Source organism: Stenotrophomonas sp. BIO128-Bstrain (assembly GCF_030128875.1).
Classification (GTDB): Bacteria; Pseudomonadota; Gammaproteobacteria; order Xanthomonadales; family Xanthomonadaceae; genus Stenotrophomonas; species Stenotrophomonas bentonitica_A.
Genome location: NZ_CP124620.1, coordinates 1,167,820 through 1,182,250 on the forward strand (window position 1 = coordinate 1,167,820; position 14,431 = coordinate 1,182,250).

The following is a 14,431-nucleotide window of genomic DNA, read 5'->3' on the forward strand; positions in this document are numbered from 1 at the left end:
CGATGACGGCAGCCTCCTTCATTACCCTCGGTCCAAGGTCTCACCGCCCTGGGCGGGGCTCTCGTCCTGCAGGGAGGCCCGGATCGAGCGGGCCAGATCGGTGCGGGTGAACGGTTTGGCGAGCAGCGCGATGGTCCGGCCGACCGTGCCGCTTGCGTCGATATCGCGCGGATAGCCCGAGGTGAACAGGACCCGCAGCCCCGGTTTCCGGCCGATCGCCTGCTTGGCCAGTGCCCAGCCGGACATGCCCGGCATCACGATGTCCGAGAACAGCAGGTCCACGCTCACGTCCGGCCGCTCCAGCAGGCGCAGGGCGGAGGGTCCGTCATGCGCTTCGAGCACGCGGTAGCCCAGCTGGCGCAGGGTATCCACGGTGTAGGCACGGACATCGTCATTGTCCTCGGCCACCAGCACCGTGGTTTCCTCCTCCACCTCGTAGGCGTTGGCTTCCTGCGCCTCGGCCTGGCGGGTGCCGGGCAGGGCCGAGGCCGAGCGCGGGAACAGCAGGGTGATCGTGGTGCCGCTGCCTTCGATGGAGTCGAGCAGCACATGGCCACCGGACTGCTTGGCGAAGCCGTACACCATCGACAGGCCCAGCCCGGTGCCGCGGCCGACCTCCTTGGTGGTGAAGAACGGTTCGAACACCCGGCCCATCACCTCGGCGGACATGCCCTGGCCGCTGTCGCGCACCCGGATCATGGCGTATTGGCCGGGCGGCACATCCGGGTGCTGCGCTGCGTAGTCCTTGTCCAGATGGATGTTGTCGATCTCGATCGTCAGGCGCCCGCCCTCGGGCATGGCATCGCGGGCATTGACCGCCAGGTTGAGGATGGAGGCCTCCAGCTGGTTCGGGTCGATCTCCACGCACCAGATATCCGGGCTGTGCAGCATGTCGATCTGCACCAGCTCGCCCAGTGAACGCTTGAGCATGTCCTGCATGCCGCGCATTTCTTCGTTCAGGTCCACCGGCATGTTCTTCAGCGGCTGCCGGCGCGAGAACGCCAGCAGGCGCTGGGTGACGTTGGCCGCGCGCATCACGCCCTTCATCGCGTTGTCCAGCGAGCGCGAGGAATTGCCCGCGGCGTCACCCAGGCGGTCGGTCAGCATCTTGGCGTATTCGATGTTGCCGGCGATCACGGTCAGGATGTTGTTGAAGTCGTGCGCGATGCCACCGGTCAGCTGGCCGACGGCCTCGATCTTCTGGCTGTGCCGCAGCGCCTCTTCGGCCTGCCGGCGCGCGGTGGTTTCCACCGCTTCGGAGACGACCGCAGTGATCCGCGCCTGATGGTCGAACAGGGGGCGGAAGGAGAAATCGAAGGTCCGCTTGCCGGTGGGCAGGCGCAGCTCCAGTTCATGGCGGGAAGCGGTACCGGCCGCCGCCTCGAGAATGGCCGTGCAGACCACGCCAGGTACCCCGGGGGTATCGGCGAACCAGGCAGACTCGCAGTAGAGGCTGCCGCGGACGTCTTCCTTGTCGGCGAGGATGGCCGCCAGCGACGCCGAATTGGTGTCGATGATGTGGCCATCCAGGGTCAGCAGGTTCTGGTGCTGGAAGCTGGATTCGAACAGCGCCTGCAGCCGGCTTTCACTGCGGTGCAGCGCCGAGGTCCGCTCGTCGACCTGGCGTTCCAGGGATTCGTTGTTGGCCCTGAGCAGCGCCTGCGCGTGCTTGAGCTCGCTGATGTCGCGCGCCATCGCGTAATAGCCGAGCACCGCGCCGTCCGGCGCCAGCTCGGGTACGCAGTCCACCTGCGCGTGGCGGGGCGTGCCATCGCTGCGCAGCGAGAGCAGGTCGAAGCTCACCTTCTCACCGAGCAGGACCCGGTCCAGGTGCTGCTGGATGCTGTTGAAGGTGTCCTCGCCGATCACCTCGCGGGTGTGCCGGCCGATCAGGCTCTCCGGCGTACGGCCGTGCCACTCGACATAGGCGTTGTTGGCGAAGCGGTAGCGATGGTCGTGACCGAAGTAGGCGATCAGCGCCGGCAGCGAATCGGTGATCAGCCTCAGCCGCTGGTGGCTCTCATGCAGCTCGGCCTCCATGCGCTGCAGCCGGCGGCGCTCCTGCGCTTCGCCGATGGCCCTGAGCACGGCATCGGGCAGGCGCTGCAGGCGTGACTTGACCACGTAATCGCGCGCACCGCGCTTGAGCGCCTGCACTGCGAGTTCTTCGGTGAGCGTGCCGGAGACGAAGATGAAGGGAATCTGGGGGGCGATCTCGCTGGCCAGGGCGAGCGCGGCATCACCATCGAAGCCCGGCAGGACGTGGTCGGCCAGGATCACATCGAACGGCGTCGTGGTCAGGGCATCGAGCATGCCCTGGTGCGACCAGGTGCGCTCGGCGGTGAACGGCACCCCGGCGCGCTTGAGCTGCGCGGTGATCAGTTCTGCATCAAGTGCACTGTCTTCGACCATCAGGATCCTGATGGTCTTTGCTGTGGCGGCCTCAGCCATCGTGTCTACTCTTCCCGCCGAACAGCGTGCCGTGCGGTGGCGGCTGGTTGGTGATGCCCCAGAACATGCCCAGGCCCTGGATCGCTTCAAGGAATTCCTTGAAGTCCACCGGCTTGACCACGAACGCGTTGACGCCCAGCTCGTAGCTGCGGATCAGGTCCTGCTCTTCGCGCGAGGAGGTCAGCATCACCACCGGGGTGCTGCTGAGGGCAAGGTCGGTACGGATTTCCTTGAGCACTTCCAGCCCGTTGAGCTTGGGCAGTTTCAGGTCCAGCAGCACGACCACCGGGCCGCCATGCATGGCCCCTTCATAACGCCCCTGGCAGCGGAGATACTCCAGCGCTTCCACGCCGTCGCGCACATGGGTCACGTCATTGAGCAACTGGCAGCGGGCGAGCGCGGCCATGGTCAATTCAGCGTCTTTCGGGTTGTCTTCTACGAGCAGGATCGGTCGCAGATCTCTCATAGGTGGTCTCCAGTAGCAAAGGGAATGGTGAAATAGAATGTCGCGCCGGCGCCGACCTGGCCTCTCGCCCAGGTCCGGCCGCCATGGCGGGTGATGATGCGGTGCACGTTGGCCAGGCCGATACCGGTGCCTTCGTACTCATCGACGTGATGCAGCCGCTGGAACACGCCGAACAGCTTGTCCACGTAGCGCATGTCGAAACCACAGCCGTTGTCCTTCACGAAGAAGATGTCCTCCGTGTCGTTGCGTTCATGCCCGACCTCGATGCGTGGCTCGGGCGTGTCGCGGGTGAACTTGATCGCGTTGGCCAGCAGGTTCTGCCAGACCAGCCGCAGCATGCCGGGGTCGGCCTGCACCTTGGGCAGCCCCGCGATCTGCCAGTCGATGGCGCGCCCGGCGTACTCCATGTCGAGTTTGTGGCGCACGTCTTCCACCAGGGCGGTCATGTCCATCGCGATCTGGCCCATCGTCGAGCGGCCCATCTGCGAGAAGCTGAGCAGGTCATCGACCAGGGTCCCAGCCGATTTTGCCGACTCCACGATGGTGTCGAGAAATCTCTTTTCTGAATCGTTCAATCTTTCGCCGGCCGAGGACCACAGCAGTTCCGAGTAACCGACGATGTGCCGGAACGGGGCGCGCAGGTCATGGCTCACCGAATAGGAAAACGCTTCGAGTTCCTTGTTGCTGCGCAACAGCTGCTCGTTCAATGCCGCCATCTCTTCAGCCTTGCGCAGCACGATATCCACGATGGCCGTGCGCAGTTCCAGCGCAGCATCGCGGTCCACGTCGTTCCAGGGCAGCGACTGCTGGCGCACGGTCTGCTTCCAGCCCTCGAAGGAGGTGCGCGGCGACAGGGGCTGTCCGGTCTCTTCCTTGCGCGGGTCGCCGCCCCAGCGCACGGTGCGGACCACTTCGGGACGGAACCAGATCACGAAGCTGTCGTGGATCTGCGAGATCGAGATGGCCAGCACGCCGCTGGCCACGCCGGCGAAGGCTTCGGCCTCCTTCCAATCCAGCGGCAGAGTGTCGGTACAGAAGATGTCGCCCTCGATCTGTTGCGCGGTCAGCCATTGCACCAGCTGCATCACGTGGCGCTGGCCGGGGCACTGGCCATGCAGGATGCACTCGCCACGGTGCACGATCGCTGCGCCGGTGGACTGGGTCAGCGCGAGCAGGCTCTGCTGGTCGCGGCCGAGTGCGGCCATGAAGTCGGTATCACCGGCCATCCGCCCGAGCAGCCGGACCTGGATCGCGCGGCGTGCGATGCGCTCTTCGACCAGTACCGCGCGCTGTTTCACCGCGATCTGCAGCGACAGGATCTGGCCGATGAACTCGCAGGCCGTACGTACGTGGTAGGGCACCCGGCGGGCGACCTGGTTGTGGCAGGAAATCAGGCCCCACAGCTCGCCCTCGGACAGCACCGAGACCGACATCGAGGCACCCGTGCCCATGTTGCGCATGTACTGCAGGTGCACCGGGGAGACGCTGCGCAGCATGGCCGGGCCCAGATCGATGGGCGCCGCATCGGCGAGGGCCGGTACGCGCACCAGCGGCACGGGGCTGTAATGGCTGTCGGCGATCAGGCGGACGCGGTTCTGCCGGTACAGATCGCGCGCCTGGGCGGGGATGTCCGATTCCGGGAAGCGCAGGTCGAGGTAGGAGGGCAGCACGTCGTTGCGGTCCTCGGCCACCACCGCGCCGTTCCAGTCCTTGTCGAACTGGTAGATCATCGTGCGGTCGAAGCCGGTCAGCTCGCGGATATGCGTGGCAGCGAGTTCGCACAATGCCTGGGTCGTCGGCGCGTGCTCGATCGCGGCCATGAAGCGGCGGATCGACGGATACAGGTCCTCCAGCGAGCCCGGTTCGCCCGGCACCGGGGCCTCCAGCTCGATGATGACGTCATCACCGATCCGGTGGGCCACGGTGTGGTGGTTGCCCGCTGTGCCCACCGGGTGCGCGCCCAGGAAATGCGAGGCACCCTCCTGCAATGCCTCCAGCACCGGCCTGCATGGCGCCAGAGTGCCGGCCAGCACCTGATCCAGCGGCTGGCCCAGCGGATCGCCAAGCGCCTCCAGCAGGCCCGGCTCGGCCACCGCGCGGGCGTTGACGGTCAATGTCGTGTGATCGAGGACCAGGATCAATCCGTACGGCTGGATGGCACCGGGGGTACGGATCGGCTCACGCGCGCAGCTGGACAGATCCAAGGCGCTTGCGCCGGAATTCCTCGAGGACATTCATTGACTCCTGATCTTTACCAGTACTGGCCACCGCACGAATGGCACGGCTGCGCCTGGTTGTCAGGAGCACACGCCGTCACCTGCGACGCGGTGTGCCACAGTTCCCTTATTTTTGCATAGGCGTGCGCCCGGATCTGTGAGGATGCGACGGTGTTCCTTGCGCTGCGCGCGGATCAGTCCCAGCGGTAACGAAGGGTGGCTGACCACAGCCCCCCCGAGCCATCGACCGGTCCGCCATTGGCATACCGGTAGTATTCGTTCGCGGCAAGCAGCGGCTCGGGCAGTCTGGTGACCTTGCGGTCGAACACGTTGTTGGCGTTCAGCGCCACGTCCCAGCCGCCGGGCAGGGTGGCCCCCAGCTGCAGATCGGTGATCCAGAGGCCGCCGATGTCATAGGCGATCTCGGCCTGGCCGGCATACGGCCCACTGCTGGCGACCGTGGTCGGCGAACCATAGCGCTGGATGTCGCCATAGCGGCTCTGGCGCAGGCCGACCCGGTAGCGGCCCAGGCTCCAGTCCAGACCCAGCACCTGCCGGGACTTGGGCGCCTTGTAGAGCAGCTCGTTCTGCGATCCGGTGCTGAACACCGGCACATTGAAGGCGGCCAGCACGGCGGGGGTGGGGGCCAGGCCGGTGATCCTGGCGCGGTTATGGCTGCTGGCCAGGGTCCAGCGCAGGGTGCCGCTGCGGCCCAGATCGACGCGGCCTTCGAGCGTGGCTTCCACGCCATCGGTGCGGGTATCGGCGGCATTGATGAAGTAGCGCACCCCATCCTGTGCGCCGAGTCCCACCGAGGTGACCAGCACGCCGGAGCCGGGATACAGCCCCTCGCGGAAGGTGGTGGACAGGGCGATCCGGTCATCCACATCGATGCGGTAGGCATCCACCGTCAGCGATGCGCCCTGCCATGGCTCGGCCACGATGCCCAGGCTGAGGCTTCGCGAGGTTTCCGGGCGCAGTGGCTGCGCGCCCAGTGCGATGGCCTGCGGCGAACCGGCCTGCAGGATGTGGTCGGTGTAGAAATTGCCGTTGGAGGTGTTGCGGTACGCCTGCGCGGCCAGGGACGGCGCCTGGAACCCGTTGCTGATCGTGCCGCGCAGGGCGAGCCGGGGATGCAGCGCGAAACGGGTGGAGAGGCGGCCGGTGGTTTCGCTGCCGAAATCCGAGTAACGCTCATGCCGGCCGGCCAGGTCCACGCGCCAGCGCGCGCCCAGGTCGGCCGCGACGCCGAGGTACAGCGCACCGCTGTTGCGGCTGACATCGACCGCGTCCTCGGGCCGGTAGCCGGGCAGCGCCTGCGAGCCGCCCAGGCCGATCCCCAGCACGGTACCCGCGTAGGGGCCGTCCAGCACCCGCTGCCCGCCATGGGTGTAGGACTGCACGTCGCCCGCGCCGATCCGGTAGCGCTCGTCGCGATACTCCGCCCCTGCACTGAGTTCCAGTGGCGCGGCCAGCCACGCCGTCTGCAGCTGGCGGCGTAGATCCAGGTTATGGGTCCAGGCGCTGTAGCGCAGGTCGCCGATGTAGAAATCGGTCTGGCTGTCCAGGCCGTAGGTGGGGTTGATGCTGTTGTGCAGGTTGATATCCATTGCATCGCGCCCGTAGCCGCTGCTCAGGTCCCAGTCCCACTCGCCGAACTGGCCGCGTACCCCCAGCGTGAGCGCGCCGTCGTTCTCGTCGATGTGCTCGGTCGGTGCAAAGCCATCCGGATCGATCGCGCGTACTACCTCATTGCGCAGCGGTTGGCGGAAGTTCTGCGGTGCCCAGGCATCACGCTGGGCCAGGGTCAGCAGCCCGTAGGCCTCCACCGTCGCGGCGAGGGGAATACTGGCATTGGCCGTGGCGGTCTTCGTGCGGAACGCGCGGATGCCCCGGTTGCGCCAGGCATTGTTGTCGCGCGTGGCCTCGCGCGGATCCGGCGTCGCGACGGGTGGCAGCGTCGGGTTGCTGGCCTGGTTGCCGCCGGGGCGGATCGCATTGCCGGCCGCGTTGCGCGGAAAGTAGTACAGGAATGTATCGCGTGCGGGGCTGGTGTAGTCGGTGGCTTCCTGGTCGTCCAGCTGCGCCGCCAGGTGCAGATAGCCGCCGTCGCCCAGCCCGAACCCGGCATCGGCCTGCACCACGCGCGCGCGGCCATCGCCGGCGAAGTAGGTGCCATCGCGGTAGGAGACGTTGCCGCCGCGGGCAGCCTTTTGGGTGACGATGTTGATGACCCCGGCGATGGCGTCCGAACCGTAGATCGCCGAGGCGCCATCGCGCAGCACTTCGATGCGTTCGATCGCACCGGTGGGGATCAGGGCGAGATCGGCGGGCGCGGCGCCACCGAAGCCACCCGCGCCCAGCAGCGCGGTGGCGTGGCGGCGCTTGCCGTCCACCAGTACCAGCACGTGGCTGGCATTGAGGCCGCGCAGCTGCCCGGCACGCACCATGCTGTTCAGATCCCCGGTTTCCAGCGGCAGGTTGAAGCTGGGCACGGTGGTGTTGAGCACATCCAGCAGGCTGGTTGCGTTGGCGGCGCGGATGTCCTCGGCGGACAGGACATCGATCGGCGCCGCGCTTTCGCGCACGGTGCGGCCCTGTGCACGGGTGCCGGTCACGGTGACCGTATCCAGGGTGGCGGTGCTCACGCTGGTGGCGACCTCCACCTCGGCTGCGCCGTATGCGGCGAGGGGCAGGGACAACGCGGACAGGACGGCGACAACCAACGGCAGGCGATGGTGCGTGGACAGCATGGAAGATCCCCAGGAGAAGGAGGGCCGATGCACAGCGGCATGCGGCAGGCAGGCGAGGGCGGATGGACCGGATCAGCCGGTGGCTGGCGTACCCGTGCAACAGCACTCGGCAGCGGCGGCGGCACGTCCGGTGCCGGTCATGGCGCACCGCCGGCGGCGGCAGCCCAGCGGGCGAGGTCGGCAGGATGCAGCGGGCCGTTGTGGACCTGCAGCACGGTGCCGTGCGCATCGATCAGCACCGAAAACGGCAGTGTGCCGATGCGGTTGCCGAACGCGGCGGCGGTGCCGGGCGGGCCGTCGCCCTCCACCAGTTGCGGGTAGGTGAGGCGCAGCTGGTCGCGCAGGGCCTTGGCCGATTCCACATCATCCAGCGCGACACCAACCACGTGCACGCCGTTCGGCCGCGAGGTCTGCGCCTGCGAGAAATCCTGCAGGTCGGGCAGTTCCTTCAGGCACGGGCCGCACCAGCTGGCCCAGTAGTTGAGCAGCACCGGGCGGCCGCGCCATTGCGCCAGCGACGCCGGGGCACCCCCGAGGTCGGTCCAGTGCAGGGCCGGTGCCGCCTGGCCGGCAGGCGCGGCCGTGGTGGGCGGGGCGGCGAACGATGCCATGGGCAGCGCGATCATCAGCACGGTAGCCAGCAGCGCCAGGCGGCGCAAAGCGGAAGAGGTCATGGAGGTGAGGCCGTCGAAGAAGTCGCGCGCGACGCGAAGCGGTCGTCTGTAAGGGTGTGCAGGAACTGCTCGATGTCGTCGATCTCCGCCTCGGTCAGGTGCAGCGGATCGCGCAGCTGCGCGTCCCGGCCGATCGAATCGGGGATGACCTTGCCGGGGTCGTCGTAATACACGATCACTTCGCGCAGGCTCTTGAACATCCCGTTGTGCATGTAGGGCGCGGTCAGCGCGACATTGCGCAGGCCCGGCACCTTGAACTCGCCCTTCTGCGCCGGATCGCCGGTGATCCCGCCGCGGCCTTCGTCGTTGAACTCGCGGCCGTTGTAGATGCCGATGTTCTTGAAGCGGTCCGAGGTGAAGTCCTCCCCGGCGTGGCAGCTCACGCATTGGGCCTTGGTGATGAACAGCAGGCGGCCGCGCTTGGCCGCGTCGCTGATCGCGTCCTCCTGGCCCAGCGCGTAGCGGTCGTACGGGCTGTCCACGGTGTTGAGAGTCTTCTGGTAGGCGGCCAGGGCGCGGCCCAGCGTGCGCGCGCTGGGAGCGGCGCTGTAGGCATCCTGGAAGCGTGCCACCCACGCAGGATCGGCACGCAGCCGCGCCACCGCGTCATCCACCGGCAGGTCCATCTCCAGCGGGTTGGCGATCGGCGCGAGCGCCTGTTCCTCCAGGGTCTCGCTGCGGCCATCCCAGAAGAAGCGGGTGCGCCCGGCACTGTTCATCACGCTGGGCGTGTTGCGGGTGCCCAGGCGACCGTCCACGCCCAGGCTGAGCGCGCGGTCATCGGCGAAGGCGCGGGCCGGCTGATGGCAGCTGGCGCACGACACCGTGCGGTCACGCGACAGGATGGGATCGAAAAAAAGCTGTCGGCCCAGCTGGGCGCGCGGGTTGTCGGACAGATCGCCGTCGTAGGTCGGCGCATCGGCGGACAGCACCGGCGCCAGGAACGCGCCGCCGGCCAGTGCCGCAAGCAGGGAGAGGGACAGGGCAGGGCGTGGCATGGCGGGCGCCGCGCTCAACGCGCGACGATCTCCTGCTGGACCAGCTCGCACAGGCCGCTCTCTTCGAAGCAGACCTGCGCGCGCAGGGTGCCGTTCACCGGCGTGCCGCCCGCCGCCACGGGCAGGCGCAGCTGCCCTTGTTCGCTGAAATAGGTGTAGCGGTAGTCACCGGCGAAACTGCGGCCGTGGCCTTCGCGGGCATCGACCGAGCGCAGCGGGCCCTGCGTCTGCGCCCCGTCCGCCAGGATCACCCGCGCCGCGCGCGGGCCGATCTGCGGTTGCTCGAAGTCCGAGGCGTACAGGATCCAGCCCGGTTCGATGCGGGCATCGATGACCAGCTCGCGGGACCCGTCGGGCGCGGCCTCCAGCCGCGGCTTGAGGGCGACCTTTGGCGTATCGGCGGCGATCGCGTTGCCACCGCTCAGCAGCAACGCAACGCCCAGGGGAAGGATGCCGTACCTCACTCCTTGCCCCCTTGCGCCTCGGTGGTGATGCGCAGCTGCACCTCGTCGGCGATGTTGGGCAGGAACGCATCCAGCCCGAACTCGCTGCGGCGGATCACGCCCGTGGCGTTGAAGCCGATGGTCGGCACCTTGCGGCTGGGATGCTCGCCCACCTTGTTGAGGGTGGCGTCGAGCACGACCGGGCGGGTGACGCCATGCAGGGTCAGCTCGCCGGTGATCTTCAGGCGGCCGGCGCCCTGGGACACGACCGAGGTGCTGCGGAAGGCAGCCTGCGGGAACCTGGCGACATCGAAGAGTTTGTCGCTCTTCACGATCTCGTCGAGTTTCGGCACGTGGGTGGCCAGCTCGGCCAGCGGCAGCTCGACCTGTACCTGCGAGGCGGCGGGCCTGGCGGCGTCGTAGACCAGCGTGCCGCTGCTGATCGCGGCGCGGCCGGTCGGGAAAGAAAAGCCGTTGTGGTTCCAGGTGAACAGCACGTCGGTATGGGTCGGGTCGAGCTGGTAGGTCACCGGCGCGGCGATCGCCACGGCAGGTGCGGTGGCAGCGGTGAGCAGGGTCAACAGCACGGTGGTGCGCATGGGGCGGGTCTCTTCGTCGTGGCGCGCAGCCGCCCGCGGCATCGCGGGGAGGCCGTGCGGGCGTGCAGCGCAGGAGGGATGGCCGCGGCGGGCGGGCAGGCCGCCGCGGAGGGTTACGGGGCGACGGCCAGTGCCGGCGTCGTGGTTGCGGTCGCGGCGCTTGCCGCATACGGATCGGGCTCGGCAATCAGTCCATCGAGCAGGCTGTTGAAGCGGGCCACATAATCCTGGTGATACTCCCCGGTCACGGTGCCGGTGTAGCCGGTGTAGATCTCGCGGACCTTGCCGTCACGGCCGATGATGATCGTGGTCGGGAAGGCGGCCATGTAATTGAGGCCCTTGAGTTTCTCGGTAGCGACTTTCTTGTCGGCGATGCCGCCGAACACGATGTCGTAGCGGATATCAAAGTAGTCCTTGAACGTGGTCAGGGTCTTCTTGAAGTAATCGAAGTTGTCTTCCTGCTCGAAGGCGACCGCCACCGCCTCCACGCCACGGTGCTGGTTCTGCTTGAACCACGGGGCCAGGAAATAGGTCTGGTCGGTGCAGTTCGGGCACCAGGTACCGATCACTTCAACGATGACCACCTTGCCGCGGTATTTGTCGTCGCGCAGCGAGACCTGCTTGCCCTGCAGGTCGGGGAAGCTGAAATCGATGCGTTCCTGGCCATCCTTGAGGAAGGTGAGCTTGTACGGATCCGGCAGCTCCACCTTGTCGCTCTTCTCGGCCTCGAACTTCACCACGTTGTAGATGCCGCTGCCGAACGCGCCCTGGATGTTGCCGTCTTCATCGATCGTGCCGCGGATCAGCAGCGGGCTGGGCCCACTGAAGCCGGACAGGTAGAAACGGTTGCCCTGCACGGTGCCTTCCAGCTCGCGGGTATCACCCACCACGGTCATGAACACGCCGGAGAGGCGATTCCCTTCCTGTTTGAGCAGGGCGACCTGGTTGCGCTTGTCCTGGCGGGCGGCCTTGTCGATGGTCTGCACGGCCCACTTGCCGCTGAGGTCCGCCGCCGGTGCCTCGTCCTGACCGGGCTTGACGAAGCGCCATGCCGCGCCCTGTTCGGCGGTGAAGGCAAGGTTGCGCGCCCCGTTGCGGCTGGGCACCAGGTCCTTGTACTGGCCGACCAGGTGCTTGCCATCCTCGGAGACCTTGCCTTCGAGCACCGCATCGTAGGTGTTCATCCGCACCGAGAAGGTCCCGTCATCGCGCGGGGTGACCTTGAATCTGTCGGTGCGGCTGCCGTTGAGCAGGGTAAAGGTCGCGTCCTGCGAACGCTTTCCCTTTACTTCGAAGTTGAACGGAATGGGATCGCCATCGATATTGAATTCGCCGCGCCACACGCCTTCGGCAGGAAATGGGGCGGTGGCTGCGGCCGCTGCAGGCAGGGCCAAGGACAGGCTTGAGGCGAGGAACAGGGCCGCGACGACGCGACCGGATAATGCCAGTGTCATGAGAGTGCTTCCAGATAATCCCCTTGGACGCGCCAAGTCGCCGGCGATGCAGCCCCCGTTCCACTGCATCCGCTGAAAGGCCATCCCTGGCCGGTCACGTGCCATCCGTGGCGTGACTGGATTATTGCCACGTGAATGTCGTAAAAGTTCATCGTGGCTTGGAACGCATGTTCATCAGCATATTCACCGGCGCGACGATGGCAGGCTGATAACCGTTTTGACATCAGCGCATTTGCCGCCGTGGCCTGCATCGAAGACCATGGTGCTCGAGGCGCCCGGCCCCGCGCCGATACTAAGGAGGGAACCCATCGTGAAGCCAAGGGAAGGTATCCAGGTCTCGGTTTATACCCGCTGGCACCAGCTGGCCGTCCCGCTCGCATTCCTGTTGGCCGCGGGCAGTTTCATGTTCATCGTGCTCAATCGCGGTCCGGTGGGTATCGCCATCGTGGTGGCACTGCTGTGCCTGGTGCTGCCGCCGTTGTTGGCCTTCCAGGGCTTTCCGACGCGCAATGAAGTGATGGTCATGGCCGATGGCCTGATGTTTTCGCGACGTGACGCGGTGCCCTTCGATCAGTTGTCCAGCTGGGGCACCGATGACTACCTGAAACTGGTGCGGCCGGGCCGCACGACGCTGATGGTGAGTGCAGCCGATCTGCAGAGCCGTGACCGCCTGCTGCGCGAATTCGAACACGCACTGGAGGCTTGGCAACGCAGGCAGCCTGCGCCCAGCGAGCCGATCCGGCGTACTCACTTCTATGGCTCGGCGCGTGCGGCGGCCATCGGTGCGGTGATCATCGGGCTGGGCGCGCTGTGCATGGTCATGGCATTGCGGTTGCGTGAGCCGTCCATCGAGCTGGCGGTTGTCGGCGCGCTGGGTGGCCTGGTCGGCGTGGTCATGCTGCTTGGCCGGCGGGTGTGAGTCTGGCGCGGCCGTCCACACGGTCTTGTTTTCAGCGTCTCGCGTATTTCACGACCTGAAGCGCAGCCTGCCGATGCGAGCTGCATCCGCAGCGCATGAAAAGGAGTGCCATCCGCTATGAATACCCGAGGCGATTACGCCCACCCCGAGCCCGTCGCTGCCGCGACCGTGGCCGTGGTCACCCCACCGCCGGTGGTGGATCTTCCACGCGAGAGCGCCGTGTCATGGGGCGCGATCCTGGCCGGTGCCATCGCCGCAGCCGCGCTTTCGTTGATCCTGGTGATTCTCGGCGTGGGCCTGGGCCTGTCGTCGGTCTCGCCGTGGTCGTTTGAGGGCGTGACTGCCGAGACCTTCGGCTGGTCCAGCATTGCCTGGTTGACCTTCACCGCCATCGCGGCCTCCGGCCTGGGTGGCTATCTGGCCGGTCGCCTGCGCACGAAGTGGAGCAACCTGCACGGCGATGAGACCTACTTCCGCGATACCGCACATGGTTTCGTGTCGTGGGCGGTGGCCACCCTGCTGACCGCCGCACTGCTGACCTCCGCGATCGGCGGCATTCTCGGCGCTGGCGCCAAGGTGGCCGGTGCCACCGCAGGTGCGGCGGCGTCCACTGCCGGCGGTATTGCCGCAGCGGGCGCAGGCTCGGCCGCAATGGGCAACGAAGAGGGTGACGTGCAGTACTGGGTGGATTCGCTGTTCCGTGCCAACCCGACCTCAGCGCAGCCCGCGCCGCCGGTGGGTCCGGCCGATGCAGCGGCGCCCCCGGCACCGCCGGTCAACGGCGCACCGCCGCCGCCGCGCCCGATGCCGGGTGCCGACCGTCGTGCGGACAGCCGTGAGGTGCGTACCGAGGTCAATCGCATCATCGTCAACAGCCTCAAGTCCGACACCATGGACCCGGCCGATACCCAGTACCTGGGCCAGCTGGTGGCGGCACAGACCGGCATGAGCCAGGCCGAGGCACAGGCCCGCGTGACCGATGTCCAGACCCGCCTGCGCGCTGCGCTGGACAACGCCAAGCAGCAGGCCAAGGAGGCGGCCGACGATGCCCGCAAGGCGACCGCCTATGCCGCGCTGTGGCTGTTCATCACGCTGCTGATCGGTGCCTTCATCGCCAGCCTGAGTGCCACCTGGGGCGGCCGTCGCCGCGACCTGTGAACCTGACCATCCCAAGGGAGGAAACACCATGAAGTACATTCTGCTGTGGATGCTCGGCATTCCGATTCCGCTGCTGCTCCTGTTCGCGCTGCTGCGCTGACCGTTCCACCATCAGGCCGCCTTCGGGCGGCCTGATGCGTTGTGGCGGCCCGGCCGGGAAACTGGCGAGGTGAACAGCCCAGGTCCGGTCTTTCTGAATGAGTCAGGGAAGTGCAAACAACCTTCACGCCATCAGCATCTGCCGTAATGCCCAATCTTCCTGAATTCATTTAAGCTTGGACGATTGCGACCCCCATTCAT

11 protein-coding genes are annotated in these 14,431 nt (G+C 67.0%); 2 read left to right on the plus strand and 9 right to left on the minus strand.

Annotated features, from left to right (window positions below):
• Positions 1–21 precede the first annotated feature (21 nt).
• From POS15_RS05225 to POS15_RS05265, 9 genes are all read right to left on the minus strand, one after another.
• Entirely contained in the window at positions 22–2,451 is a 2,430-nt protein-coding gene (locus POS15_RS05225) for a hybrid sensor histidine kinase/response regulator (protein ID WP_284129149.1), read from the minus strand.
• Positions 2,444–2,917, minus strand: coding sequence for a response regulator (locus tag POS15_RS05230; RefSeq protein ID WP_284129150.1), 474 nt, complete (start codon positions 2,915–2,917; stop codon positions 2,444–2,446). The genes POS15_RS05225 and POS15_RS05230 overlap by 8 nt, the downstream gene beginning before the upstream one ends.
• Complete coding sequence (locus POS15_RS05235; RefSeq protein WP_284129151.1) at positions 2,914–5,151, minus strand: ATP-binding protein; 2,238 nt, start codon at positions 5,149–5,151, stop codon at positions 2,914–2,916. The genes POS15_RS05230 and POS15_RS05235 overlap by 4 nt, the downstream gene beginning before the upstream one ends.
• A 176-nt stretch (positions 5,152–5,327) precedes the next feature.
• Positions 5,328–7,886, minus strand: a complete 2,559-nt coding sequence (locus tag POS15_RS05240) for a TonB-dependent receptor (protein WP_284129152.1) — start codon at positions 7,884–7,886, stop codon at positions 5,328–5,330.
• A gap of 137 nt (positions 7,887–8,023) precedes the next feature.
• Positions 8,024–8,560: a TlpA disulfide reductase family protein gene (locus POS15_RS05245; protein WP_284129153.1), complete on the minus strand. Its 537-nt coding sequence runs from the start codon at positions 8,558–8,560 to the stop codon at positions 8,024–8,026.
• Positions 8,557–9,558, minus strand: a complete 1,002-nt coding sequence (locus POS15_RS05250; RefSeq protein ID WP_070474589.1) for a cytochrome c peroxidase — start codon at positions 9,556–9,558, stop codon at positions 8,557–8,559. The genes POS15_RS05245 and POS15_RS05250 overlap by 4 nt, the downstream gene beginning before the upstream one ends.
• Positions 9,559–9,572: 14 nt before the next feature.
• Positions 9,573–10,022: a protein-disulfide reductase DsbD domain-containing protein gene (locus POS15_RS05255; protein WP_284129154.1), complete on the minus strand. Its 450-nt coding sequence runs from the start codon at positions 10,020–10,022 to the stop codon at positions 9,573–9,575.
• Positions 10,019–10,600: a YceI family protein gene (locus POS15_RS05260; RefSeq protein WP_019184180.1), complete on the minus strand. Its 582-nt coding sequence runs from the start codon at positions 10,598–10,600 to the stop codon at positions 10,019–10,021. Before POS15_RS05260 ends, POS15_RS05255 begins: the two co-directional genes overlap by 4 nt.
• A 113-nt stretch (positions 10,601–10,713) precedes the next feature.
• Entirely contained in the window at positions 10,714–12,054 is a 1,341-nt protein-coding gene (locus POS15_RS05265) for a TlpA disulfide reductase family protein (protein WP_284129155.1), read from the minus strand.
• A gap of 310 nt (positions 12,055–12,364) precedes the next feature.
• Here POS15_RS05265 and POS15_RS05270 point away from each other — a divergent pair, with 310 nt between their 5' ends.
• Positions 12,365–12,973 carry a hypothetical protein gene (locus tag POS15_RS05270; RefSeq protein WP_284129156.1) on the plus strand — a complete coding sequence of 203 codons (609 nt, stop codon included), beginning with the start codon at positions 12,365–12,367 and terminating at the stop codon, positions 12,971–12,973.
• Positions 12,974–13,090: 117 nt separating this feature from the next.
• The gene (locus POS15_RS05275) at positions 13,091–14,131 is read left to right on the plus strand and encodes a hypothetical protein (RefSeq protein WP_046273389.1); all 1,041 of its coding nucleotides are present in this window, start codon (positions 13,091–13,093) and stop codon (positions 14,129–14,131) included.
• Positions 14,132–14,431: the final 300 nt, after the last annotated feature.